The following is a 25,110-nucleotide window of genomic DNA, read 5'->3' as shown; positions in this document are numbered from 1 at the left end:
ATGACAACAAGCGTCGTTAATGAAGCATGGGTTGAAGATGTGTGGGGAAAGATCGTTGCGAAAGTTGAACGAACATGCAAAAGGATCGGAGATTCATTTCCATATGCATCCGTGAATGGCACCTATAACTCGGAATCGAATGATTGGTGGACCAATGGATTTTGGCCAGGTTTGCTATGGCTGATATACAAAGAAAACGAGAATGCAGATTTTCGTGAAATCGCGGTATCAGTTGAGAATCAGATGGACGAAACGCTTTTAGGGTACGAGAAACTCCATCATGACGTTGGCTTTATGTGGAGTTTAACGTCTGTAGCGCAATATAAGCTGTTGGGCACGGATTCTTCTAAAATCCGCGGGCTGATGGCAGCCAGCCATCTGGCAGGCCGTTTCAATCTTAAAGGCCAATTCATTCGCGCATGGAACGGCGACAATCAGCAGGGCTGGGCGATTATCGATTGTCTCCTGAATTTGCCGCTGCTTTACTGGGCGAGTGAAACAACGAATGATCCGCGTTTTCGTCATATCGCAGTGGCGCATGCAGATACCGTGCTGCGTGAATTTATCCGCCCAGACGGCTCCTCGCATCATATCGTCTGCTTTGATCCGGAGACAGGTGAGCGCATCGAAGCAAGAGGCGGACAAGGAATCTCGCCGGATTCGGCATGGGCTCGAGGGACGTCTTGGGCATTGTACGGCATGGCGCTAAGCCACAAATATACGGGGCATCAAAGATATTTGGATGCAGCCAAAAGTGTAGCGCATTTCTTTATCGCCAATATGCCAGCAGACGCTGCGCCTTATTGGGATTTTCGCGCGCCGGTTGAGCCGAAGACGGCCTTTGATACATCAGCTGCAGCCTGTGCAGCTACTGGATTGTTGGAAATCAGCCGCGCTGTTCCTGAGTCGGAGGCACATATTTACAGTGATGCAGCGAAGCGTATTTTGTTGGTACTCACAGAGCAATACGTCTCGTGGGGTGAAGACGAAGAGGGCATTTTGACAATGGCAACTGCGAATTTTCCGAAGAGAGCTTATGTCAACGTCCCGATTATATACGGCGACTATTACTATGCCGAAGCGATTGCCAAACTGCGGGGACGTACGGAGCTGTTTTGGTAGGGAGGAAGCGCAACATGAAATCGAACATTAACGCACTCAGCAATTGGTTAATGTCCTGGGTACAAGAGGACGGAGCCATTCACGGCTTTCATAATCATTCTGTTTGGGGTTCCAATCCATACCGATGGTCAGACTTTACAAGCGGGCACAGCACATGGGCAAGCCCGTTGATGGCGGCTTTGAGCCGAATTGTCGCAGAGCAGCGCGATTCCTCGCTTGAAGATCAGGTATTACAAATGATCAAGTTTCAAACGACACGTTTCCAGGAGGATGGGCAGTACAAGCACATCGGATTTCAGGTCGGCGAGATGCTCAATCGTGGGTTAATTCACAACATGATGCCGAACGTTGCTTTGGGACTAACGGCACTTCACGGTCGCTCTTGGCTGCCTGCGGAAGCGTTGGAAAGTATTCAGCAAGCGATGCTTCGCAATTTGCAGGCATGTGAAGAGATCTATCCGTTCAAAAAAACGAGAAATATCAGCAATCAAGAATATTGCCGTCTCTGGGGCAAGCTGCTGTATCAGCAGCTGTTCCCGGATTCTCCATGGAGCGCGGGCATTCAAGACGATTTGAACTTCATGATTGAGAATTATCATGTAAGAGGCATTCCAGATGCGGATTGTGAAGCCAGCAACCGCTATTTGGGCGACGCAACGATGGTCGAGCCCGCTGAATATTACGGCTTAATGATTGCGCCGCTGGTGCAGGCCTATGAAATGTTCGGCGAGCCTCACTATTTGCAGCACGCAGGCGGTCTATGTCGTCACTTGGTCCGATCCGCCTGGATCGATGCGAAGGGACAGACGCGTTTTAATCGCAAATGGTTGCTTCGCGCAGGAGAATGGATTCGACTGAAAGAGCCTATGCTTATTGCGGGAATGGGTATGTCTCTACACGGCATTGCCCGTTACCTGGAGCATCAAGCTGACGAAGAGTTGGCGCTGTTCCTGAAAAAATGCGACGAAACCTATGCTTACTATCAAGCGCCGCGAGGTTATATGGCTTCGGCGACTGGCTGGCAAAACGAAGCTGATATTGCGCCATGCTCGGCATGGCATACTCATGATTTTTATTACTTGCTGCACCGTCATGGACTTGGAGAGAAGATGGTCTCTAAGCTCAAAGAGCCTTATCCGCGTATATCCGTCCTGCTTGGTCACCAATGTATGTGGGTGGAAGAAGGCAAGCATTGGGCGATCAACGATTTTTACTTTCAGGACGTGTATAAGCTGATTGGCCGCAAAGACGAAGCCGTGTTTGGTCGAGATCTGGGTTGGGTTGGTGGAGAACGTGCGCTTCCGGAACATTTCTTATTCCCGAATCAGCCAATCTTTATAAAAACCGATGAGGGGATCTATTTGAAAGCAGATGAGCAGACGGCTCAAAACATAGATGTCAGCAGCATTGCAGAATTGCCCTACTTGGGATTGTGGGAATAAGAACGAGTCAAGCATGTATAGAACATATTGGGGAGGATTATTGCAATGAAACTGCTTACTTTTGTTCAAAACGGCGAATACCGCCTTGGAATTAAATTGGAGCAAGGCGTTTTGGATGTCCAAGCTGCTTTACAGGCAGTACCATTCAATAAAACACTGCCTGCAACCGTACACGAGGTTATTGAAGGCGGCAGCGAAGCTGTGGAACTACTCCGCGCGTATTCGGAATCTGTCATTAGTTTAGCTGATAACAAGGAAGCGTATGTATTAGATGAAGCTGTGCTGACATTAGGGCCTTGCGTGACGAAGCCTAACAAAATAATTTGCATCGGCTTAAATTATCGTAAGCATGCGGAAGAAACGAATGCTCCGATTCCGGAATTTCCGATTCTTTTTAATAAATTCAGTAATACGTTAGCGGTGCATGGTGGTCAAATTCCACTTCCAGCGGTATCGCAAAAGGTGGATTACGAAGCGGAATTAGTGATCGTTATCGGCAAAACGGCAAAATACGTAAGCCGAGAAGACGCGCTGTCCCATGTGTTTGGCTATTGCAACGTGAACGACTTATCTGCACGCGATTTGCAGTTGCGTACGCATCAATGGATGCTTGGCAAAATCTGCGATAAGTTCTCTCCACTAGGACCATACCTAGTCACTGCGGACGAAGTCGGGGATCCAAACAACCTCGATATTCAATGTATCGTGAATGGCGAAGTTCGTCAGAGCTCGAATACGTCCGATATGATTTTCTATTGCGATGAGATTGTCAGCTACATTTCCCAGCACATGACGCTTGAGCCTGGCGATATCATTTTCACAGGGACTCCAGAGGGTGTTGTTTTGGGTTACCCGCTTGAGAAGCAAGTATACCTGAAAGACGGAGATCAAGTTACGATCCAAATCGAGAAGTTGGGCTCCTTGACGAATACCATGGTTGCTGATAAGGGAACACCTTCTGCACAAGTTTTAAGATCTGGGAGTGATAACCTTGTCAACGCCTAATTCCAAACAAGCGATTCCGCGGATTTCCGCTGCGCGTCACGTGGTCCCGCCGCAATGGGCGTTAACGGAGCGGTTGCTTATCGATCAATTAAATAAAGCGGCTTTCGAATTCGTGGAGCGTTATACCCGTCCGGACGGAACCTTAATCTGGCGACAAGATTGGCCGGGTATGGATGGCTCGGACGATCCGTATGAAGGATTTATGAATCTGGCTCTTCTATATATGCTGGGCGGAAGCAGCGAGCTGCACGGACTGGCTCGTAAAATCTGGGAAGGTATTACATGGCAGTGGACGGAATACGGGCAAATTCATCGCGAGTTTGATGCGTATTATGATTGGATGCATCACGGAGAGGGATATTTGTTCACGTATTTCCTTGGTCTTGCCGGCCCTGTTACGTTAAAGGATCGCCAACGAGCTGTGCGTTTCGCCGGGATGTATACCGGAGAGGACAAAGAGGCGCTCAATTACGATGCGGAGCGCAAGCTGATCCGTTCGGCGATTTCAGGGAGCATGGGGCCGCGGTTCGAGCTGACCGAAGAGGATTGGAGTACGCACCGCGGCATTTTGGACGATTATTTGGCGCCGTACGAAGATATTCCCGCTGTAGATTTTGCAAGCGGCAAATGTCCGTGGTCGAACGATGAGGTGTACGCATACATTATCCGCTTGATGAATGAACGCATGACGCGCGGCGATGTGCCGTTGAATCTCAACGCCACAGGGCTAGTAACGAACGCGTTCCTCCATACCGGCGAAGAGAAATATCGCACCTGGGTGCTGGATTATTTAGCTGTTTGGCAGGAAAGAACGCAACAAAACGGCGGTATCATTCCAGATAATGTCGGTTTGTCCGGCGAGATCGGCGAGTATAATGACGGCAAATGGTGGGGCGGCTATTACGGCTGGCGCTGGCCGCATGGGTTCATGACGATCATCGAGCCGTTAACGAACGCCTGCATGAACGCTGCACTGCTCACGGGCGATATGAAGATGCTTGATCTGGCGCGTCAACAATTGGATGCGAACTGGGAACTGCGAAAAGAGCAAGATGGCGAGCTGCGTGTTCCGTATAAGCATTTTGACGCTGGATGGACGGATTATCGCAAAGCTGCACCTCAGTACCCTGTCTATTTATGGACGATGTCGATGGCGGACGAAGATTTGGAGCGCATTGACCGTATTCCGAAAGACCATGACTGGAATCAGGTCATCATTCCGAAGCTGTCCGGCACAGACAAAAAAACCAAAAGAAATACGAAGCATTACATCGGCAATACGCAGCCATGGTTTCAATATATCCGCGGGCTCAATCCAAATTATCCGCAGCAGATTCTCGATGCGAACTGTGAATTGGTCGCGCAGCAGTTGACCAAAATGCGTTCCGAGGCGGGCAATCCGTATAACTGGGCGAATCAATACAGTGAAGATGATTTCTCAAGTATTCACGTATGGCAAGAAATGTGCCCGATCTACATGGAGAGTCTGGTTCAGCTGACTTTAGGCGGTCCTATGCATATTTCTCATGGAGGCTTACAGCATGCCCGTGTCCGGTATTATGATGCGGAAGCGAAACGTCCGGGACTTCCAGAATCCGTGGCTGCGCTGGTGAAGGAGCTAACCGCACAGTCTGTCACGCTTGAATTCGTGAACACAAGCCAGTTCGATAACCGGTCTGTCATCATTCAGGCAGGTACATTCGGCGAGCACGAATTTAAAGATGTCAGTTTCTTAGACGAAGTAGAAGGCAGTATGGATAAGACGACCGTTAATCATAAATGGCTGCAAGTCGATCTGCCTGCAGGAACGGGAGTCACCTTGCAATTGAGTATGGATCGGTATGTACATGCGCCATCCTATGACATGCCATGGCTGGATTGTGAAAAGAATGTTCATCTTGAAGGCAGAAAGCTGTATTAGAAGAAGACCCGGTCGGGAAGGAGGATGCCTATGAATAGACAACTTTACTATTCCCAGCTGAAAGTTGGAACGGCGGAAGCCTTTTGCGCTGCAATCCGTCAGGATGATGGGGACCTGAGAAGCCATTTGCAAACGGAGCAGGTTCTCACCGGCTCCTTGTTCATAAGCGACCGTTATTTGTGCCTGTATATGGAGACTGTGCATGATAGCTTCGACTGGGACTGGCCGGCTGCCTATGCAGAATGGCTGGAAGCTTGGCCGGGAGAGCATGGGAGCCGTTTGTCAGTCCAAATGCTGGACATTTTTCACGACGGCGTGCCGACAGACCCGGATTCCTGGCGAGAAAGTCGCCAAGTCGACGGCCGAATCGGATGTATCGCAAGGCTAAAGCCAGAAATGGCGGCAAGTTATATTTATTATCACTATCGCGGGCGATTCGGGACGATTTCGCCACGGTGCATCGCAATCTGTCGCTTGCCTATTTCAATAAACGCGGGGATGCGGCAAGCGCGTTTATTTCGATGGAGAAGGCTTTTGCTTGCAATCCTGACGATGCACGCGTTCTCTACGAGCTGGATCAACTGTACAAAAAGCTTGGTTACGAGCCGGAGCTCCGCTGCGGCAAGCTGGAGGAGCACCAAGCTCTGGTGAACAAACGCGATGATCTCTATGTGGAATACATCACACTGTTGAATACGCGAGGTCTTCATGAGCGGGCTGTTCAAGCGCTGAATTCGCGGAAGTTCCACCCATGGGAGGGCGGCGAAGGTAAAGTGATCGGCCAGCATGTGTTTGCCCATGTTGAATTGGCAAAGCAAGCATTGGCGGAAAAACGTTTTGAACAGGCTGTAAGCTTCTTGCAGCAAGCGCTCGTTTACCCGGATCATCTTGGCGAAGGCAAGCTGGCGGGAGCGCAAGAAAACAATATTTATTATTATCTTGGACTTGCCCATGAAGGCTTAAATGAGGCGCAGCGTGCGAAGGAATGCTGGACGATCGCTTCTCAAGGATTGGAGGAACCGGCCAGCGCGATGTATTACAACGACCAGCCGCCGGATATGATTTTCTACCAAGGCATGGCTTGGCTTGCACTGGGCAATGACAAGGAGGCTAAGCGCCGCTTTAACAAGCTGATTGATTACGCGGAGAAGCACCTGTTTGACGACGTGAAATTTGATTACTTTGCAGTTTCGCTGCCAGACTTCCTAGTGTTTGAAGACGATTTGAAAGTGCGAAACGAAGTTCACTGCCGATACATGATGGGACTCGGTCATCTCGGTCTCGGAAGTCTGAAGCTTGCGGATGAGCAATTTGAGCAAGCGCTTCGTCTGGAAGCCAATCATACCGGCGCGCATATTCATCGGGCCATGTGCTAGTGAGGCAAGTGAACATGGTGCAAGTAACAACTGGCGACTATGAGGGATTATTTTCGATAACGCTTGAAAGTGCACGCATCCGCTTGGATATGGTGCCGGAGCTAGGCGGGAAACTGGTTTCAATCGTTTATAAACCAACGGGAAAGGAATGGATGCTGGACTCGGGGTCTCGTGTTTTGCGGCAACCGGTTTACGGCTCGACCTTCACGGATTGGGACATGAGCGGTTGGGATGAGTGCTTCCCAACGATAAATGCGTGTCAGGCTCGCGGGAAAGAAAACATGGTGCTGCCTGATCATGGCGAACTTTGGGCTCTGCCATGGGAATATGAGATCGAGAAGAACGCGGTGGTTTGCTCAGTCCGAAGTCCTATGCTGCCGTACAGATTCAAAAGACGAATCTCATTTCCATCTCCCGATCGCGTACGGCTGGATTACTGTGTAGAGAATGACAGCGAGGAAGAGATGCCGTTTTTGTGGGTGCCTCATCCGCAATTCTCTATCACAGAGCCAACCCGGATCCTTCTTCCTCCAGCGATTGAGGAAATGTTGTGCGTATACGAAGGCCATACGCTTCACGCAGGTGAATCTTATGCATGGAATACCGTATCTCAACTTTCCGCATTCGTTACAGGAGATGCAAGGAAGTTTTACTTTAGAGGGCGGGTGCCGGATGGCTGGTCAGGGCTGTATGGCGAGGAAAGCGGCAACTTCTTGTTCCTTTCTGTCCCGTCAGACAAGGTGCCTTACATCGGCGTTTGGATGGACGAAGGCATGTTTAATGATCGGGTGACCTGTGCTTTGGAGCCGAGTATCGGCTATTACGATTCTTTGGAAACGGCGATAGGCAACGGGACGGCGCAAGTGATACCGGCCAATCGATCCTTCGAGTGGTATTTGGAGATATCCATTGGTGCAGGGAATTGGCGCGAAGCCGTACAGATACTTTAACGAAAAAGCGGGGGCATAAGGCCCCGCTTTTTCATTTTCTGAGAAGGTCAGAGGTAATCACTCGCTGTTTATTCCGATACTCGGATGGCGTGATACCCGTAATTTTCTTAAACACTTTCGAAAAATGGTTCTGATAATCAAAGCCGACTGCGATGGCAATTTCATGGATCGACTTTTGTGAGTCCGTCAGCATTCGCTTGCTCTCGGCTATGCGAATTTCATTTAAATTGCCGCTAAAAGACAGTCCTGTTTCCATATTGATCTTATTCGATATATAGGAAGGATGCTTACTGAATTTATCCGCCACGTCGTTCAATGTGATTTTTTCGAAAAAATGTAAATTCATATAGTGAATGATATCTCTCACTAATGCTGAGTATTGTGGATTTGCAAATTGTTTGATGGCAGCCGTAAATTGTAAAATCATCTCTTTCACGAGCAGTACAATTTCTGCTCTTGTACCAAGGCTCTCCGCCCGTTCGATAAATTTGTAGGCAAGCGTTCTTGCATATTCATTCTCTACGCCGCTTTCCACCGCAATTTGGCAAACGATCGCGCATGTGGAAATGAAATGATTTTTCGCGGAACGAAGGATGTCGCCGCTCGCAAGTTCAAATCGGTTGACGCCCTCTTGGAAGCTGGACATGGAGTCCAAGTGGCTTTGAACGAAGGAGACGTCGCCGGTCTGCATTTTTTCTTTTAACCGCTTGTATTCCTCAAGTGTAATGTGCAAAGCTTCTTGCTCGTAGTAGAGCTTGACAAGAGAAACCTCAGGGATTACGAGGGGAGAGGGGGTATGCGTAATGCTGTACATTCTCGGGAGCGGAATGCAATGTTCTTCATCTTTGACGAACAACCAATAGAATAATCGCCCCAGATATTCGAGCTCTTTTCTGTTTTTGGAGGGGATCAGCTTATCGTATTTGCTCTCAGGGGATGCCAATCCAATTGGCCCTATAATGAGGATGAGCTTTTCGTTTTCAGTCAGAACCGATAGGGCATGAAACAAACACGAATCAGGTGTGCAAAACGTGAAGTATGGATGATCAACACCCGACATTTCTTCAATCATTTCTTTCACGAGTAGCAGTGTATTGGAAAGCAACTTTTGCCTTTCCGGGTGAATACATGCAAACAGAAGCTGCCCATCTTTATCAGCTCCAATGACATCAATCTCGTGCAGATAATGAAAGCATCTAGCTTTCTCCTCAGCGGCCCTCATGCGATACCTCCAAAACCTTAACTATATATCTACAATGTTAACATTCGATCAATTTGAAATCTAATCCTTTTTACAAAGAGGGTGAAATCCTGGGAATGAACGATTAATATTTTGCAGGATATTATTTCCGAAAGTATTACTCTTTCATTATCGGGGAGTTTGGGGAAGTAAAGGTGAGTATTCAGTTGTAACAATCCGAATATGGCACATAATTCACTGTAATGAATAATTTTTCCAGTACAGTGGGAAATTAGGTGTACATAGCGATAAAACAAAAGGGATGATCTTCCTCATGCAGGCATTTGAACTAGATACATTAATTCATGGTATGGTTCGAGCCGATGACCTTGAAATCAGAAAGCTCAATTTAAGTGACGAAACAGTTGACCTCGTTTATTTCTCAACCATGTGTGATAAGAAATATATACATACCGCGATCATTAAGACTATTTTAGATAGAAGCAGCTTATCGGAGATTGAATTAGCCTTAAAAATGCTGCCGGGATTTGAGATTATTCAGAGCGAAGATCAAATGATCGAGAAGCTAATTGGCGGCTATACATTGTTGTTTTTCCCTCAGATGACCTGTGCAATTGAAGCAAAAAAAGACCCGACGTCTCAGCCTCAAGAAACATCAATTGAAAACATTCTTCAGGGGCCCCAATTTGCTTTCTCCGAGGATCTCGCAACGAATATACAAATCTTACGAACACGATACCCCTCGCAGGATTTACATATTGAATTTATGAAAATTGGCACACAAAGTCAAACTGAATTAGCGATCATTTACGATAAGACGAGAGTGGATGAGGACGTTCTTTTGCAGCTTGAGAATAAGCTTATGTCAATCGATGCGGAAGTCATCCAAGCTGCCAATCAGCTCCAAATGCTGCTCACGAAACGTTATCAATTTTTACCAACTTTAATGATCACAGAAAGGCCCGATAGAACCGTATTAAATCTAAGCAAAGGAAAAATTGCTTTACTCCTCAATGGAACTCCATTCTCGGTCAATTTGCCAGCGGTATTTTTTGACTTCATGGCATCGATGGATGATGTCTATGAATTACCATGGATCGTTAGACCGCTGCAGATATTGAGATTTATAGGCATGTTTATTACGACTTCACTGCCTGCTCTATACGTAGCAACCGTTTCTTATAATCCTGAATTTTTTCGGTCGCAAATAGCGATTGAAATTGCAGGTAGTCGTGCGGCGGTACCTTACCCATCTTTTTACGAAGTTTTTCTCATGCTTTTCTTAATTGAAGCGCTAACCGAAGCAAGTATTCGTCTTCCTAAGTTTATTGGCTCTACAGCGACAACCGTAGGTGGTCTAATCTTAGGACAAGCGGCTCAACAGGCAGGGCTAGTCAGCAGTATTATGATTATTATCGCTTCGGCAGTAGCCATCTCGAATTTTGTGATTCCAATGAATACGTTGGGTTTTTCGCTGAGGGTCATCAAATTTCCACTTGTTCTATTAGCTATATTCTTTGGGTTGGTAGGTGTGCTAGCAGGGTTATTTTGTTTCCTTGTATACACGGTGAGTTTGAGAAGCTTTGGTCGACCATATTTGAAGCTTTTTATAGGAGAGGACAAAAAAACTAGGTGAAATCATTGTCACGGTATTTTTTTTACGCTCTGATATTAACCATGATGATTAACTCCATTCTGTACGTTCCACGAATTCTCATTAACGAGCGGTATGAGGGTGCAATCATGTCGCTAATTCTTGGAACCTTGATTGGCAGCATACTTTTGTACATCTTTACCGGCTCTCTCTTAAAGTTTCCAGGGAAGGGTCTACCCGAAATCTATAAGCTTTCACTGCACAAAAGCATCTATATTCCTTTATTGCTTTTCTTTGGTGCATTATATTTCACCGCGGGCGGGCTTGTATTAATCAATTTCACTTTCATCATATCCAGATATCTGAATCCGGAAACGCCATCGTATATTTTGCTTTTGCTTTTTGTAACTGTTGTATGTTTTGGCGCTATGCAATCCTCAAAAACAGTGTTATATTGTGCGGAAATTGTACTGATTCTCAGTGTGCCTTTACTCTTGTTCTTGATAATAAAAGCGCTAACAAATAAACACATGAGCTATGATGCAGTAAAAGTCATACTTGACTACACATGGATGTTTCCGAGTTGGAAGAGTTTATCTGTCTCTACTTATGCATTCGTGGGTTATCTGAGTTTGTCTATTTTTAATCGTACATTTACTCACTCAAAATCCATTAAATACAGATGGCTGATTCCTATTTTCGGTTTCGGCATGCTGTCGTCGACATTTATTATTCCAATTGGAACTTTAGGCATAGATGGTGTTAATGACTATATTTTCACTTGGGTTTCTACGGCAGAGGCGATACAGATGAAATATGCATTTATTGATCATGTTGTTTATATTTTTTTGCTCGTCTTTTTAAGTATTACGTTTCTATACACTATGGTGACATGGCATGTCGCTTCTGAAGCCATTAGCAGTTGTTTTCCTCGAAGTAAACCGAATACATCTTCTGTAACCACTGTACTTCCGAATGCGATAAGCTGTGGATTGATGGGTATTGCTACAATTGTAGCTGGAAGTCTTTTAGGTGAAGATGATTTGTTCCGAGTGTCCTCCTTTTGGATGATGATACGTTTACCCATGGACGTCTTCATTGTCTTAACTGTTTATTTCTTGAGTAAGCGGAGGCCAAGCTTATGAAAACGATGTTGTTACTCCTGTTAGTAGTTCCTTTGTTATCCAGCTGCGGTTTCAAAGATATGGACAAACGATTTATTGTTAAGGCTATTGGTATAGATAAGTCAAATGATAAAGATCTGCCCCTGCATGTTTCTTTAAAACTCGCCATTCCATCTTTGCAAATCAAACCAGGCCAGACGAATACGTTCCAAATCGTAAGTGATGATGCCAAAACGATCACGGAAGCTGTTCAACATCTCAAATCAAAAGTGGATAAAGAACTGGATTTTTCACAATCCAAAATTATCATTTTCGGAAAGGACTTGGCTGAAGAACGTCTGAATCGGGAAACGATCGACTGGTTTTTGCGGCGGCGAGAAATCCAGGGGACGACATTCATGGCTTTAGGGGATCCATCGGCAGAGCAAGTGCTGAAAGTAAGACCCAAGTCCGAACGGTTGCCCGGAGACAGTTTGTTTTTAAGTTTTGATCAAGAAGGTACGGAATCGGCATTTATTGTGACCGAGTATTTGTTTGATTTTCATAGGAGATTAAGCGAAAAAGGTTTAGATCCCTATTTACCTGTCATAAGACCACTCAACGAAACGTACTTAATCGATCAAGTAGCCGTCTTTGATAAAGAGAAAGTGAAAGAAGTATTAAATCCAGATGAGACTCGTGTTTTCAATGAATTATCAAAAAAAATTAGTAAGTTCGAAATAGAAACCCGAACAGATACCGCTCAATTTGCTTTGAGTGTGACAAATTTCGGATATACATACACCTTAAATGAAGCAAACGACTCTACACCTGAGCTTACGATGAATATTAAAATAAGAGGGCAAGCAGCAGAGTCTAGTCAGTCGCTTGATTATTCGAAATGGAAGCAATATGAGCATGAAGCCGAAAAAGAGGCGGCTAAGCGTTACGAAAATGTACTAAAGAAATTTCAGTCTATCGGGGTCGATCCTATCGGTTTGGGCTTAAGATACCGTGCAACTCACCATCACCGTGAAAAAGAATGGGAACAATGGACAGCCGTTTATCCTCAACTAGTCTTTCATGTTAATGTAAAAATTAACCTTTTAGGATCTGGGGGAATTAAATAGCACTTAAAAAGATGAAGCTGCTAGGAGCTTCGTCTTTTAACTCTGAACCATATATTTAATGGCAGTCAATTAGATAGTGTTAAATTTGGTCAATGTCCAGGTTCTCTTTTAATACGTTTTGAGCACTACACAAATCATTCTAATATCCGGTGTAACTGATCAGGCAGATTCGACGGTGACACTCGTTCCTACTGAATATACGTCGCTGCAAGCCACAAATAGCGGAATAACGCCGAATTACTATGTTAGACTCAAACAAATCTGACTTAGGAGTTTAGCTATGGAAAGTGAAATTGAATTGGCTGTGGAGAAAATTGAGCAACTGAATTCGAGAAGTCAAAAAGCAATGATGGAGTTAATCCGAAAAAGCTTGAAAATGAACGATGACGAGTTCAATAAAGAACTGCTGTTAGCCTATGCTCATCAAAATCCGGTTCATATTTTGGAAATCACTATCGCTCTAAAATATGAAGAGATTATCAAGGCTTTACCGGAGCAGTACGTTTAGATTAAAAGCTTAGACCCTCAGTAATGCGGAGTAATTGATTTTACACTTGGTTTGAACCGCACCGCGCAAAAGTAGAAGCGAATTTGATTCCCGTTCAAGCGAGGTCGTTGGAGGTTAATAAATCATAAAACGACCGAAATGATTAATGAAATTACACGAGAAAAAGGGGCGAGCAGAAATAACTACTTGCCCCTTTTGGCGTGGGCGCCCTCCTTGCCTTCGTGGCCGCCGAATAATTGAGCGTGGACGTACCGAAAGTACCATTTATTCCTAATAAGACGGACAGACTGATCCGATATATCTAGAGAAGACATCTTAAGGAGGGGTATTTAATGAAAAAAATTGGTATTGCTCTGGCAGCATGCCTTGTGGCAGCAAGTTTATTGTCTGCTTCGGCGTTGGCAAAACGGCCTGATAGTGTGGGAGACGGTGGGAAGGAAGGGAAAATGTCGGCAAGCAGTCAAGTGAGAGGCGACGATCACGACAAACAAAGCGACGATGAGTCAGCTACAGTAACTTCCGATACATACCAAACACACGGACACAATGGCTACAAAGGGCTTTTGAATGCGATTGAGCATGTCAAAGACAAGCCAGCCGGCGCCGTAATCGCAAATTTACTTTTGACGAAATACGCAGCTCACTTGACGGCAGACCAGCAGGCGGAACTTAGCAAGATTCAAGCCGAAGACATCGCTTTATCAGCGCTGGCAGATCTGCTTGATCAGAAAGACAACGTAACGGACGCGGTCTATGCGGAGCAAGCAGCGGTAAAGGCCAATATTAAAAATATCGACTCTTACAAGAAGCTTAGCAAGCTTTATGAGAAAACCGGTAAAACCGGAGTCAAGCTGTATGTAAACGGCGACGAACCGGTCACAGAAGTTGCGCCGTTCATTCGCGAAGGCAGCACGTTAGTACCGTTCCGGGCTATTTCCGAGGCTCTGAAGGCCACTGTTACTTGGAATGGGGAGGATCGTTCCGTAACTGTAACGAGCGGCACAACTACGATCAAACTGCTAATCGACAGCAAGACTGCTTATGTAAACGGAAATCCGGTCACGCTTGATGTTCCTGCAACTATCAAAGATAGCAGTACGGTAGTGCCGGTCCGCTTCGTGAGCGAAGCACTCAAGGCCACAGTTAAATGGGAGCCGGACACCACATCTGTTGTTATTTATCAAGATCAATAAAAAGAACAGACGCAAGGGCCATCGTAATAATGATGGCCCTTTTTGAGTGTTGTACTGTGAAAATAAAGTTGTAGACTGAAAAATAAAGTAAAAGACCGGAGAGGGCATTGAACTAACGGTCAGGATTGTTTAGTAAGGGTCACATAAATAAACTTTTTCATTTGAAGGATAAATTAGTTTTTCTAGAGTATTTTATTAGAAACATTTTTTTGATCATTCAAGAACTAAACCAATGGGGGTGGTTTGTTTGATAAAACTTATTAAGTATGATGATCTTACATTATTTAAGAAAGATGTGATCTCTTTCTTAGAACAATATGAAGCTGAAAACAATTTAGTATTAGGTGTCTTGCAATCTTTAAATGAAAAAAATGAAAGTCCTCTTTTTATGGCTGCGATACTAAAAGACAACGACTTAGGGTTAGTCTTACTACAAACACATCCTAGTCAAATTATTTTATCAAAATCTATTTCTTTTTCATCAAAGGAAATACACGTTATAGGAGAAGAGTTGAAAAACACCATTCAAGAAATACCTTGTGCTATACGTCCAACCCAAAATAATATTACAATCAGCTATGTTTACACCCCGATTAGTGAAAGAAAAAAGGGATATGCCTCTGATTGTGTTTCAGTTTTCACTCAATTCTTATTAGATCGTGGTTATAAAACAATAAGCTTATACACTGATCTCAGTAATCCTACTTCCAATAAAATTTATATTCAAATTGGATATGAAGCGATCATGGATTCAGTCGTTATCCTTATTAAATGAAAGTATTGAAAAATTGCAGCATAGTTTAATTGCCAATATTCATGTGTGACTGCAATATTTGTTAATGTGATTTGTAGGGGGTAGAAGAATGAGAATTCAAACCAACCCAATCCCTCCATTTTGCAGAAATCGGAACTTTAATATCTGTGGTCGTTGAATAGATTATTGTTAAGGGATTTCTTACGATTTCCGTTCCACTCCGATGCGACAATACCGACCATTACGAGAGCCGCGCCGACATAACCTTTGAGCGGCAAAATTTCACGGGCAAACCAGAATCCGAACAAAGCGGCAAACACCGGTTCGAGAGCAAAAATCAGTCCTGTTCGGGCTGGGGTTGTGTACTTTTGTGCGACAGGCTGGAGAATAAATCCGAAAGCACTGCACACTATGCTTAGTGCGAATACCGATATCCATCCATCAGAAGATCTAGGGAATACGGGCGTTTCGAAAATGATGGAGAAGAGCAATCCGTAAGCACCTGTGAATCCCAACTGCAAAATACCCAGATTTAATGTATCCGTTACTTTAGCCGCCGAACTGGTAACGAGAATATGAATTGCGTACAATAATGCCGCCAAAATACATAAGAAATCTCCCGGTTGTATGCTTAACTCACCGTTAAGCGTAAGGAGTCCTATACCTGTAATGGCAAGGCAAACGCCTGTGAGTAGTCTAATCTCGAGTCTCTTCTTAAACACAATGACATAAATTAAGGGAACAAATATAACCGTCAGGCTTACTAAAAAGCCGGCATTGGACGTTGTGGTCGTTTTCAAACCAAACATTATTGATGCAAATACACCGAACAGTATGAATCCAAGTAAAGCGCTGTATTTTACAGTCTTCAGATTGGCACGGCGTAAGCGCTTATAGAAGAGGGCAGCTGATACGATAAATGCAAGTCCGAAGCGCAGAGCAATCAGATTAAATTCTTCAATGGAGTCCAGTCCGAGTTTCATGAAAATATAAGACGAACCCCAACACATTGTGATCATAAGAATAAGTAAATCGGCTTTCAGTGGTTTCAATCTATACCATTCCTTTTCATATAAAAGCATTCATTACAGATCCTGCGCAACAACGTAACCTTCTGAGTACTAGTCCACGATCAGCCTGAATTTTCCCGTCAGCTTATATCGGCGAATTCTCCGTCCGCCCGACATATAGGATTGAGTATTTCGTTTCGACAAAATTCCAGTCAAATTTAGTAGCCAATAGTATAAATGAACTGGAAAAAGACGGAACCGTTAGGAACCGCCTTTCCCATTTGCTAATTTAGATCAATTGGTGTCGATGTTAACGTCCGATGCTTTCACAAAGGCAAAACGATGGTTGAATTGAATGCGGTAGTATTCTTCGTTACCTATTACTTCTTTAGAGTCATGATAAGGATCATAGGTAAAAACTTTTGCGTTGTAATAATCGCCTTTCACTTTCTCAAATGCTACATACTCCTGTCCTTGTTGAATCTTATATTGAAGGGGACTAAGAATGTAAGGCCCTATACCGCTTGGATATGCGCTGACCTCCGGATAAGCGCCGCCATAAACCGGAATCGTTGCTTTTCCTTCTTTCGGCTTAATGATCAGCCCAGTGGACTTCACCGTATTCCGTGCATTAGGATCGTAGAACCATGCCTTTTGTCCGCCGTACCAAATCGCGTCCCAATCTCCTTGCCGATCGGCCAGATAAAACGTTTGCCCTGTTACCGCTTTATCACCCCAATTTAAGGTATTCATTTTATTTTCGCCTAGGGTCGCAGCGTCATCCAAGAGTGGAGCTTCAAAGCTTGGCGACGAATATAAATAAACAAAGTCGGAAGGCTGAGAAGGAGCGTCACTTAATAAAGGCTGGTTTGTCTGGAAATGCGGTTTGATCGTCACAAGTTTTTGAGAGCCCCCGCTAGGATGGATGGGCGCACCCATCAATTCCATATAATGTTCCCAATCCCAAAACGGTCCGGGATCGCGATGCATGCTTTTTTGCCTGGATGGGGACAACCCGGGAACTTCTTCATGCCCGAAAATATGGGCGCGGTCGATCGGAACGTTATACTTATTGGCTAAATATTTAACAAGGCTCGCCGAGGAACGATATAGTTGTTCGCTATACCAGGAAGCCCCTTCCATGGCGAAGCCTTCATGTTCGACCCCGATCGAATGCATGTTGAAATACCAATTCCCCGCATGCCAACCGACATCTTTATTGTTCACCATTTGCGTCACATCCCCATCAGAGGAGCGAACGACATAATGCGCGGCAACGTAGGAAAACGGATTTTGAAAAATATTGATAGTTCCGTCGTAACTTACCTCCGTATCATGGATAAGAATATAGCGGATTTCCGGTCCGAAATTGGGGCGGTCGGCCAGGTCATAATTAGAATAGTCGCCTGGAGCGGCGCTATGCTGCTGATAGGCAGCCGGAACGAAATGGCAGGAAATACTATTCGGACAATCCGCATCGCTTTGTTTACGCGTTTGCAGCTGCAGAGAATTGGCCGTAGAGTCGTTATGTTTTAGCGGTTGGGCGGACAGACGCACAGCTTGTCCGTTGGTCGTTTGCCGCTCAGCCCCTTGATTGATCGTATCGTATACCAGATTGGCAAAATCCAGCGCAGTAGACGCTTCCGTTGAACCGCTGTATTTGACTACGGCCCCGTACCAGTCCTCCGGATTGCTCGGAACCGTTCCGGTCGTTTCCTTGGCGTATTGGGCTAGCAAAGCTGCAGCACCGCGAATATTTTGCGTCGGATCGCTCTTTAGCACATCCGGATTTAGCTGAAGCAGCTGCGCAGCAGCTAAGAGAGTATGGAGACCGGGATCTTGCGTAACTCCTGTCAGACTATTGAGCGGTTCCGCTGTTCCTTTGGATTCTTCTAAGTCTCCTTGTTCATAATCGGTAAGATGCATGATTCCGTATCCGCCAGATGTGCTCGGCTCCCCATTGTGGTGCTCCCAACGGGTAAGATTGTAAGAAACCGACAACAGGATGCTTTCAGAGACACCAAATTCTTTCGCGGCTGCAGTAAATGCTTCTTGAAGCGAGTCGCTCTGAATGGCTGCGGCATTTACAGACATCGTCTGATTCGCCCACAGTGACGAAACGGGGGAGAAAGAAACGGTTCCAAACAGTAAGCCGGTTAACGCGAGTGGAACGATGAATCTCTTAATTCGAAAATGACGGTGCATGATCGATCCTCCTACTAGATTAATTTACTAACAATAACATTATAGGTGGAATAATTCCCCACATCAACAATAATAAAATGAAATAAAATTTCAAAATTGACCTGGATCTAGTCAAATCCTACTAAATGACCAAAAAATCAATGGGATTATCCGATGATTCGACAGCATACCCTGTCTTTCTTGGAAGATCTAGCCGACTGCCACTTATTCACTCCAAAAAATGAATGAAAAGCACTATGCTTCTTGTCCTATCCTGCACTCCCCGATACTGATTATGGACAACTAGTTAAGGTAACGGGCAGGATACTTCAATGATTTAGCGAATACACAAAGATACAAAGCATGGGAAAATTATGAAATTATTGTTATTAAGCTCATATCATATACTGCCATTTTTTTGAGTGCAATAGGAGTGATTTTTGATGAGAATGGATAACTCTACAATCAACGCCATGTACAAAGAAGCTTTGCAGGCATTTGTGGAGAGGACTCGGAACGATGATCAGATCATCGCAGCCATTTTGCTTGGCAGTCTATCTTACGACCAGGTGTGGGAGAAATCTGATATTGATATGAAACTGATCGTACATGAGCAAAAGCTGATCAAGCACAGCATGTGTTTTGTTGAAAACGGTATCACCATTAACGCAAGCATCCAAACCCGCGATGAATTCAAACGGTGGGTGGAGAAATCGATGTCCACCTCTTTCAATCATTCCTATCTGCTGCGGGGGACGCTGCTGTTCACGAAGGATAAGTCGCTGGAAGAATACTTTGCGAATATCCGCTATGTCGGCGAGCGTGACCGGCAGCTCCAGCTTTTGCAGCTTGGCTGTTTTGTGCTCGGTGCCCTCGCTAAAGCAGAGAAATGGCTTTACATCAAGGAAGACGAGCTGTACAGCGCATTTTGGATGATCAAAATGATAGATACGCTGGCGCAAATCGAAGTGATTCGAAACGGCGAGGTTCCGATGCGTGAATCCGTGCAGCAGGCGATGACGTTCAATCCAGATTTTTTTCGGGACGTATACGTCGGTCTGATTGGCGGTTCTGTGGATAAGGTGAAGGTCAAAGCAACACTCGAACGAATTGTTCAGTTTATGCAAGAGCGGGAGTTGGAGATGTACCGTCCGATCCTTGATTACTTGAAGCAGGAGCAGGATGTCCGCTCGATCTCCGAAATGGCGGAAAAGCTGGGGACGGTCGTCCGGCTTGAAACGGGAACACTGGAGATGGCCTGTAGCTGGCTCGTTAACCGCGGGCATTTGGTGCTGCTCCCCACCGAAGCGAAGGCTACACCGAAAAGCAGAGTTTATTTGGAAGAACCGGCATATATGCTCGAGGAAGAAGACGATATGACATAAATAAAAGGAGTGGCACCAAGCAATGAAAACGAGTATCGAGGTAAGAGGCGCCAGGCAAAACAATCTGAAAAATATCGACGTCAACATCCCTCGGGATAAATTGACAGTCATTACGGGCGTGAGCGGCTCCGGTAAATCCTCACTTGCGTTCGAGGTGATTTATGGCGAAGGGCAGCGCCGCTTTCTTGAATCGCTGTCTACGTTCGCCAAAAGCCGGATGAACCAGCTGAAAAAGCCGGACGTCGATTTTGTGTTCGGCCTGTCTCCGGTCATTGCGATCGAGCAGAAGAAGGGTAATACCAACCCACGCTCCACGGTCGGGACGATGACGGACTTGTACGATTTTCTCCGTCTTTTGTTTGCGTCTTCCGGTGAAGCGTGTTGTCCGTTTTGTCAGCATCCGATCGCGACGAAGTCGGTCAATCAAATGATCGATCATGTGCAGACATTACCTGTGGGAACAGAGCTTGAGGTGCTCGCTCCCATTTTCAAGCTGTACGACGAAGATTACCAGACGCTGTTTGATGAGATCCGGAGCAAAGGCTTTCGCTCCGTCAAAATCGACGGGACGATCCATAACTTGAGTGATACGCTTGAGCTGGACGATGAAGCGGAGTATCAGATGGAGGTCATCGTCGATAAAGTGGTCGTAACGCCGGCACTTTTCAAAGCGCTTACCAAAACGATTGAGAACAGCCTTGAGCTGGTCGGAGAAGGCTTTATCCGATTCGAAGTCACGCATTCAGGCGGCGGCTCAGCGATCGATATGGACACGTTTTACCGAAATTTCGGCTGCCCGAAGCATCATCTCGTTATCGGTGAGCTGCATCCGTCTTATTTTTCCTTCAACGATCCGGGCAGTGCGTGCCGGACGTGCGGCGGAATCGGGACATACATGCGGACAGAGAAGCGGTTTTTGATCAAGAGCCCGGAGAAAAGCGTCAGCAAAGGCGCACTCGACCATAATATATACGGCCCCAGCACGAAGAAATCGTATAGAGGAATGCTTTTTCACAGCATATTCGCGCACTACGGGTACAGCTTGGACACCCCGTTTAACGAATTGTCGGAAGACTTTGTCGACCGATTATTTCATGGAACCCGGGGCGAGCAGTTTCCGATTTTGGTTACGGAAGATCATCCTCGTCATGCTAAAAGCCAGACCGGCATGCTGAGAAAATACGGCGGACTCGTGAATGAGGTGAACCGGTGGTACAAATGGCATGTGAAAAAGAGTGGCGGAAACGGCGGCGGGGACAACGACTTTTTCAAAAGGGTGATGGTGGAGCACACGTGCCCTGATTGCGATGGCAAGAAGCTCAAGCCCCAACGGTTTTGCGTGCGCATCGGCGGAAGGGATATTCATGATCTTTGCAGCGTGCCGCTGAAGGAATTGAAAACGTTTTTAGATAGCGTTATGTTCTCGGAAGAGAAGAAGCAGGTGGCCGGGCAAATCGCTGCTGAAATCCAGTCGAGGCTTATCCTACTCATCGATATTGGGCTCGAGTATTTGAATTTGGGTCGAAGATCGGACACCATTTCGGGTGGAGAGGCACAGCGCATCCGTTTGTCCACGCAGATCAGCTCCGGACTGATGGGCATGCTCTATGTGCTTGACGAGCCGAGCATCGGGCTGCACGCCAGGGACAGTGTGAGGATCGTGCAGACACTGAAAAAGCTGCGCGATATCGGCAACACGATTATCATCGTCGAGCACGATATCGATACGATCCTCAGCGCGGATTATATCATCGAAATCGGCCCAGGGCCCGGCGAGCGGGGAGGCCAAATCGTTGCGCAGGGCACAGCCGTACAGCTGCGGAAAGCGAAGGACTCGCTGACCGGCGCCTTCCTGTCCGGCGCAAGGAGGATCGACGTTCCTTCCAAGCGGAGGGCTCCTTCGGGCTTATATCTGCGCATCAAGGGTGCGAGAGCGAACAATCTGCGTAACGTAGGCGTCGACATTCCCCTTGGCGTCATGACCTGCGTCTCCGGCGTTTCCGGCTCCGGCAAGAGTACGCTAATTAATGAAGTGATGTTTAAGCAGCTATACTCCCACTTTCATGATCAGCGAATTGTGCCGGGTGAGCATGATTCGATCGAAGGAGTCGAACACTTGACGGGCATCATCAACATCGACCAATCGCCGATCGGTCGAAGCACGCGCTCCAATCCGGCTACGTACGTCGGATTTTTTGACCGGATCCGTGAGCTGTTCGCGGAAACAGAGGAGGCTAGCGTACGCGGACTCGGTAAGAACGAATTCAGCTTCAATCAGAAAAACGGCCGTTGCGAGCATTGCCAGGGCGAAGGCATCGTAACGACGCAGCTTCAGTTTATGCCCGACGTCGAATCGGTTTGTCCGTCCTGTAAAGGAGCCCGGTTCAACAACGATGTGCTGGAAGTGATGCTGAATGGGAAGAATATCGCACAGGTGCTCGATATGAGCATCGAGGAGGCGGTTTCGTTTTTCAGCGATCAGCTGTATGTTGTGCACAAATTGAACGTGTTGAATCAACTGGGGTTAGGGTATCTCAAGCTCGGCCAATCATCCACTACCCTCTCCGGAGGCGAGGCGCAGCGAATTAAACTGGCGACCGAGATCAGTAAGCTGAAGCGCGGCTCGCATAATCTTTATATTCTCGACGAACCAACGACAGGACTGCATCTGCACGATATTCAGAAGCTGATCGACTGTATGAATCAGCTGGTTGACAACGGACACTCCGTGCTCGTCATCGAGCATCATCTGGATGTGATTAAAGTTTCCGATTACTTGATCGATATGGGGCCGGATGGCGGTAAAGACGGAGGAACCGTCGTCGCGCAGGGTACGCCGGAGCAGGTAGCCGCAGTTGATGCGTCGCATACCGGGAGGTTTTTGAAATCCGTTTTATCCACGGCTAATCGGTATTGGCATGAGCCGGTGCTGTAAACGAACGCTTAAATTGAACGGGAGTCCCGGTTTACCGGGCTCCTTTTAAGGAGAGGCGATCAACGCTCCCCATTCATCGGGGCTAACGTCAGCACCAAGGTGCATAAGCACGCCATGGAGTTGTCAAGAAAATCCGAAGAGCGTTACACATTCTTGAAAAAAATTGGTAATATTAAGGTGGCACAATTCAGGTGGGCTTTTAAAGAAAGTTTATATTGGGAACAATTTACAATAATCTAAAATTATCAATGGGGGATGGAATTCATATGTTATATGTAGTGGAGGATATTACGGATAATACAGCATGGTATCCTAATTACCTAAGTGGATTAAAGAGAGGTCTTGATAATAATAAAGTGGATTATGTGTTCACGTCAGTCGTGCCTCAGGGAGTTAACGATCCCGTTCTATTAACCAGATATACGCTTTTTGAATTAGTAATGAACAGTGCCAACCCGCCAAAGAATATTTTTATCCAAGAGCATGATGTTTGGAATCCTTTTACTGTGGATATGAATCCCGAATCACTGTCGTTTTATCATCATCCCGATTTAAAAGGTATATTATTTACACACCCATCGATGATTGAGTGGGGGCAACGTTGTTTAAAACCAAACTCAGGAGTGACTATCACTGCTGGGGGGTTTCCATATAACCATGACTTTATTAATGAAAGGATAAAAAATATAAAGCCAGCAAATGAAAGGGAAAAACTTATAGTGTTTCCAGGAAGGTTAAACGAGTTCTATCAACCGTACCTTTCTGTGAGACTTGGAATTGAATTAGTAGAACGTGGTTACCGAGTTGTGATAGCTTCACCAATAAACCCTATGGATTATTACCCAGTAGATATATGGCGAGAAATTGGGTTTGAAGTTGGCCGTTATTCCCAACCTGATTTTTATACATTGTTATCTGAGGCTACTGCTGCAATTTCAATGACAATTGGAGGAAGTTTAACTTTGTCTCTATATGAGGCACATTTGTTGGGAGCAAAAGCCATTTTACCTAAAGGGAAAGTCGGTTATGCACCATTTACTGAAATGTTTACCCCTAGATTTGATCTATTAAATCCACGGGAAGCCCTCGAAATACTAGATAATGATGTTAAAATTGATATCGATACAAAATGGTTTTCAGAGCAGTATTACACCGAAACATTGCTTAATCTTATTGAAATAAAGAACAGAACTTAATAAATAGATAACAATCACTTATCACTTTTTATTTGGTTGTTAATAAGTTTAAAAATGATTTTAAAATCCTACAATGGTGTTAAGATATAATTTAAATATGATCCCTAAACAGGATGGTGAGAAGTGATGAATCAGATCGAATTAATCTTCTCCGATTCTGGCGAAGTCCGTTCCGGAATTTTTCACGATCGTGAAATCATATATATTGGTCGAAATGGGAATGCAGTAGAACGAATACGGGTTAATATTGATAATATAGTTAGCAGCTTTATCTATAAGCCACTCACTAATTATCAAAGTATCGGTAAAGAGGTTTGGGTTCAAGAGAATATAGGTAACAGAATTCATGAAGTACGCATTCCGAAAATACTCTATTTTTCTAAAGATGAAAACCCTGAAAAGTATTGGATGATTTTAGAGGACATGGGCTTGTTAGAACATAACTTCAGTTTGGAAGTCATGAAAGAAGCTGCTGCTGTAATTCCACGATGGCATATACTAACTAAAGACCTTGTACCCGATGAATTCTTCGGACACTCTCCTCGTGTAAATAATATTCAGGTGTTTTTAATATCAAAAGCAGCTCAAATGAGAAATTTTTTAATAAGTAACAGTTTTACTGAAGGTGATATCGATTATGTCTATCGCGAAATTCTTCTGTCGCATCACATTGAAGGCGAAACGGTAATATCACATGGTGACTTGTACCCGTTGAACATAGCTTGTTTAAATAATGAGCTAGTAATTATTGATTGGGAATATATTAATAAAAACAGTGTATATTGGGATATATACAACCTGATGGACATAACCAGTCCAATGTATAGAAGACCCGTTTTGAACCAGTCATCTCGTCTTGAGATCCTTGCGGAATACACATCTAAACGCCAAAAGCTTCAATCTCCAACAACACAAACTTTTATTTATGACTATCACAAATATAGTGCACTGCACTCAATCTGGATTTTAATGTTAATTGAAGGCGATCTCACTCAAGATAAATTCGAAAAATCATCTTTGTTGCAGCAACGTATTGAGACTTTAGAGATTTTAAAAATGGTTTTAAACTATCTGAAGATATCTGTAACAAAGGAGACTTGA

Annotated in this window: 19 protein-coding genes; 16 read left to right on the top strand and 3 right to left on the bottom strand. The window is 45.2% G+C overall.

Annotated elements, in window-relative coordinates:
- From BLT91_RS17610 to BLT91_RS17580, 6 genes are all read left to right on the top strand, one after another.
- On the top strand, positions 1-1,122 hold the full coding sequence (locus BLT91_RS17610; RefSeq protein WP_090823258.1) for a glycoside hydrolase family 88 protein: 1,122 nt from the start codon (positions 1-3) through the stop codon (positions 1,120-1,122).
- A gap of 14 nt (positions 1,123-1,136) precedes the next feature.
- Positions 1,137-2,564, top strand: coding sequence for a hypothetical protein (locus BLT91_RS17605; RefSeq protein WP_090823256.1), 1,428 nt, complete (start codon positions 1,137-1,139; stop codon positions 2,562-2,564).
- Positions 2,565-2,609: 45 nt separating this feature from the next.
- Positions 2,610-3,569, top strand: coding sequence for a fumarylacetoacetate hydrolase family protein (locus tag BLT91_RS17600; protein WP_090823254.1), 960 nt, complete (start codon positions 2,610-2,612; stop codon positions 3,567-3,569).
- Entirely contained in the window at positions 3,556-5,490 is a 1,935-nt protein-coding gene (locus tag BLT91_RS17595; RefSeq protein ID WP_090823252.1) for a DUF8034 domain-containing protein, read from the top strand. Before BLT91_RS17600 ends, BLT91_RS17595 begins: the two co-directional genes overlap by 14 nt.
- 521 nt (positions 5,491-6,011) lie before the next feature.
- Positions 6,012-6,866: a tetratricopeptide repeat protein gene (locus BLT91_RS17585; RefSeq protein ID WP_175532371.1), complete on the top strand. Its 855-nt coding sequence runs from the start codon at positions 6,012-6,014 to the stop codon at positions 6,864-6,866.
- A gap of 14 nt (positions 6,867-6,880) precedes the next feature.
- Positions 6,881-7,816, top strand: a complete 936-nt coding sequence (locus BLT91_RS17580; protein ID WP_090823249.1) for an aldose epimerase family protein — start codon at positions 6,881-6,883, stop codon at positions 7,814-7,816.
- Positions 7,817-7,847: 31 nt separating this feature from the next.
- Here the strand turns inward: BLT91_RS17580 and BLT91_RS17575 are convergent, their stop codons facing one another.
- Positions 7,848-9,038, bottom strand: coding sequence for an AraC family transcriptional regulator (locus BLT91_RS17575; protein ID WP_090823247.1), 1,191 nt, complete (start codon positions 9,036-9,038; stop codon positions 7,848-7,850).
- A gap of 292 nt (positions 9,039-9,330) precedes the next feature.
- On the opposite strand from BLT91_RS17575, the gene BLT91_RS17570 reads away from it, so the two are divergent.
- From BLT91_RS17570 to BLT91_RS17545, 6 genes are all read left to right on the top strand, one after another.
- The gene (locus tag BLT91_RS17570; RefSeq protein WP_175532370.1) at positions 9,331-10,653 is read left to right on the top strand and encodes a spore germination protein; all 1,323 of its coding nucleotides are present in this window, start codon (positions 9,331-9,333) and stop codon (positions 10,651-10,653) included.
- Positions 10,650-11,756: a GerAB/ArcD/ProY family transporter gene (locus tag BLT91_RS17565; protein WP_090823242.1), complete on the top strand. Its 1,107-nt coding sequence runs from the start codon at positions 10,650-10,652 to the stop codon at positions 11,754-11,756. The genes BLT91_RS17570 and BLT91_RS17565 overlap by 4 nt, the downstream gene beginning before the upstream one ends.
- Complete coding sequence (locus tag BLT91_RS17560; protein WP_090823240.1) at positions 11,753-12,844, top strand: Ger(x)C family spore germination protein; 1,092 nt, start codon at positions 11,753-11,755, stop codon at positions 12,842-12,844. Before BLT91_RS17565 ends, BLT91_RS17560 begins: the two co-directional genes overlap by 4 nt.
- A 280-nt stretch (positions 12,845-13,124) precedes the next feature.
- Positions 13,125-13,352 (top strand): hypothetical protein, encoded by a 228-nt coding sequence (locus tag BLT91_RS17555; protein ID WP_090823238.1) that lies wholly within the window; start codon positions 13,125-13,127, stop codon positions 13,350-13,352.
- Positions 13,353-13,684: 332 nt separating this feature from the next.
- Positions 13,685-14,545 (top strand): copper amine oxidase N-terminal domain-containing protein, encoded by an 861-nt coding sequence (locus tag BLT91_RS17550; protein ID WP_090823236.1) that lies wholly within the window; start codon positions 13,685-13,687, stop codon positions 14,543-14,545.
- 247 nt (positions 14,546-14,792) lie between these two features.
- Positions 14,793-15,320: a GNAT family N-acetyltransferase gene (locus BLT91_RS17545; RefSeq protein WP_090823234.1), complete on the top strand. Its 528-nt coding sequence runs from the start codon at positions 14,793-14,795 to the stop codon at positions 15,318-15,320.
- A 137-nt stretch (positions 15,321-15,457) separates the two neighbouring features.
- Here the strand turns inward: BLT91_RS17545 and BLT91_RS17540 are convergent, their stop codons facing one another.
- Together BLT91_RS17540 and BLT91_RS17535 are read right to left on the bottom strand one after the other, a co-directional pair.
- Positions 15,458-16,381 carry a DMT family transporter gene (locus tag BLT91_RS17540; protein ID WP_368086818.1) on the bottom strand — a complete coding sequence of 308 codons (924 nt, stop codon included), beginning with the start codon at positions 16,379-16,381 and terminating at the stop codon, positions 15,458-15,460.
- Between the two features lie 222 nt (positions 16,382-16,603).
- Complete coding sequence (locus tag BLT91_RS17535) at positions 16,604-18,514, bottom strand: N-acetylmuramoyl-L-alanine amidase (protein WP_090823231.1); 1,911 nt, start codon at positions 18,512-18,514, stop codon at positions 16,604-16,606.
- A gap of 422 nt (positions 18,515-18,936) precedes the next feature.
- On the opposite strand from BLT91_RS17535, the gene BLT91_RS17530 reads away from it, so the two are divergent.
- The 4 genes from BLT91_RS17530 (at position 18,937) to BLT91_RS17515 (ending at position 25,110) form a co-directional block, all read left to right on the top strand.
- Complete coding sequence (locus BLT91_RS17530; RefSeq protein WP_090823229.1) at positions 18,937-19,878, top strand: hypothetical protein; 942 nt, start codon at positions 18,937-18,939, stop codon at positions 19,876-19,878.
- 22 nt (positions 19,879-19,900) lie between these two features.
- A complete protein-coding gene (gene uvrA / locus BLT91_RS17525) occupies positions 19,901-22,813 on the top strand; it encodes an excinuclease ABC subunit UvrA (RefSeq protein ID WP_090823227.1) in 2,913 nt (970 codons plus the stop codon).
- A 278-nt stretch (positions 22,814-23,091) separates the two neighbouring features.
- Positions 23,092-24,009 (top strand): hypothetical protein, encoded by a 918-nt coding sequence (locus tag BLT91_RS17520; protein ID WP_254776998.1) that lies wholly within the window; start codon positions 23,092-23,094, stop codon positions 24,007-24,009.
- A gap of 126 nt (positions 24,010-24,135) precedes the next feature.
- Complete coding sequence (locus BLT91_RS17515) at positions 24,136-25,110, top strand: protein kinase family protein (protein WP_090823222.1); 975 nt, start codon at positions 24,136-24,138, stop codon at positions 25,108-25,110.

It is taken from the genome of Paenibacillus sp. yr247 (genome assembly GCF_900103825.1).
In the GTDB taxonomy this organism is placed as follows: domain Bacteria; phylum Bacillota; class Bacilli; order Paenibacillales; family NBRC-103111; genus Paenibacillus_E.
Note: the sequence above shows the minus strand (reverse complement) of the source record. Positions and strands in the feature narration are given on the sequence as shown.

Excerpts from the sequence above, each read along its gene's own strand:
- BLT91_RS17610 (WP_090823258.1), top strand. The coding sequence starts at position 1 with ATGACAACAAGCGTCGTTAATGAAGCATGGGTTGAAGATGTGTGGGGA.
- BLT91_RS17605 (WP_090823256.1), top strand. The coding sequence starts at position 1,137 with ATGAAATCGAACATTAACGCACTCAGCAATTGGTTAATGTCCTGGGTA.
- BLT91_RS17600 (WP_090823254.1), top strand. The coding sequence starts at position 2,610 with ATGAAACTGCTTACTTTTGTTCAAAACGGCGAATACCGCCTTGGAATT.
- BLT91_RS17585 (WP_175532371.1), top strand. The coding sequence starts at position 6,012 with ATGGAGAAGGCTTTTGCTTGCAATCCTGACGATGCACGCGTTCTCTAC.
- BLT91_RS17580 (WP_090823249.1), top strand. The coding sequence starts at position 6,881 with ATGGTGCAAGTAACAACTGGCGACTATGAGGGATTATTTTCGATAACG.
- BLT91_RS17575 (WP_090823247.1), bottom strand. The coding sequence starts at position 9,038 with ATGAGGGCCGCTGAGGAGAAAGCTAGATGCTTTCATTATCTGCACGAG.
- BLT91_RS17570 (WP_175532370.1), top strand. The coding sequence starts at position 9,331 with ATGCAGGCATTTGAACTAGATACATTAATTCATGGTATGGTTCGAGCC.
- BLT91_RS17560 (WP_090823240.1), top strand. The coding sequence starts at position 11,753 with ATGAAAACGATGTTGTTACTCCTGTTAGTAGTTCCTTTGTTATCCAGC.
- BLT91_RS17555 (WP_090823238.1), top strand. The coding sequence starts at position 13,125 with ATGGAAAGTGAAATTGAATTGGCTGTGGAGAAAATTGAGCAACTGAAT.
- BLT91_RS17550 (WP_090823236.1), top strand. The coding sequence starts at position 13,685 with ATGAAAAAAATTGGTATTGCTCTGGCAGCATGCCTTGTGGCAGCAAGT.
- BLT91_RS17540 (WP_368086818.1), bottom strand. The coding sequence starts at position 16,381 with ATGCTTTTATATGAAAAGGAATGGTATAGATTGAAACCACTGAAAGCC.
- BLT91_RS17535 (WP_090823231.1), bottom strand. The coding sequence starts at position 18,514 with ATGCACCGTCATTTTCGAATTAAGAGATTCATCGTTCCACTCGCGTTA.
- BLT91_RS17530 (WP_090823229.1), top strand. The coding sequence starts at position 18,937 with ATGAGAATGGATAACTCTACAATCAACGCCATGTACAAAGAAGCTTTG.
- uvrA (WP_090823227.1), top strand. The coding sequence starts at position 19,901 with ATGAAAACGAGTATCGAGGTAAGAGGCGCCAGGCAAAACAATCTGAAA.
- BLT91_RS17515 (WP_090823222.1), top strand. The coding sequence starts at position 24,136 with ATGAATCAGATCGAATTAATCTTCTCCGATTCTGGCGAAGTCCGTTCC.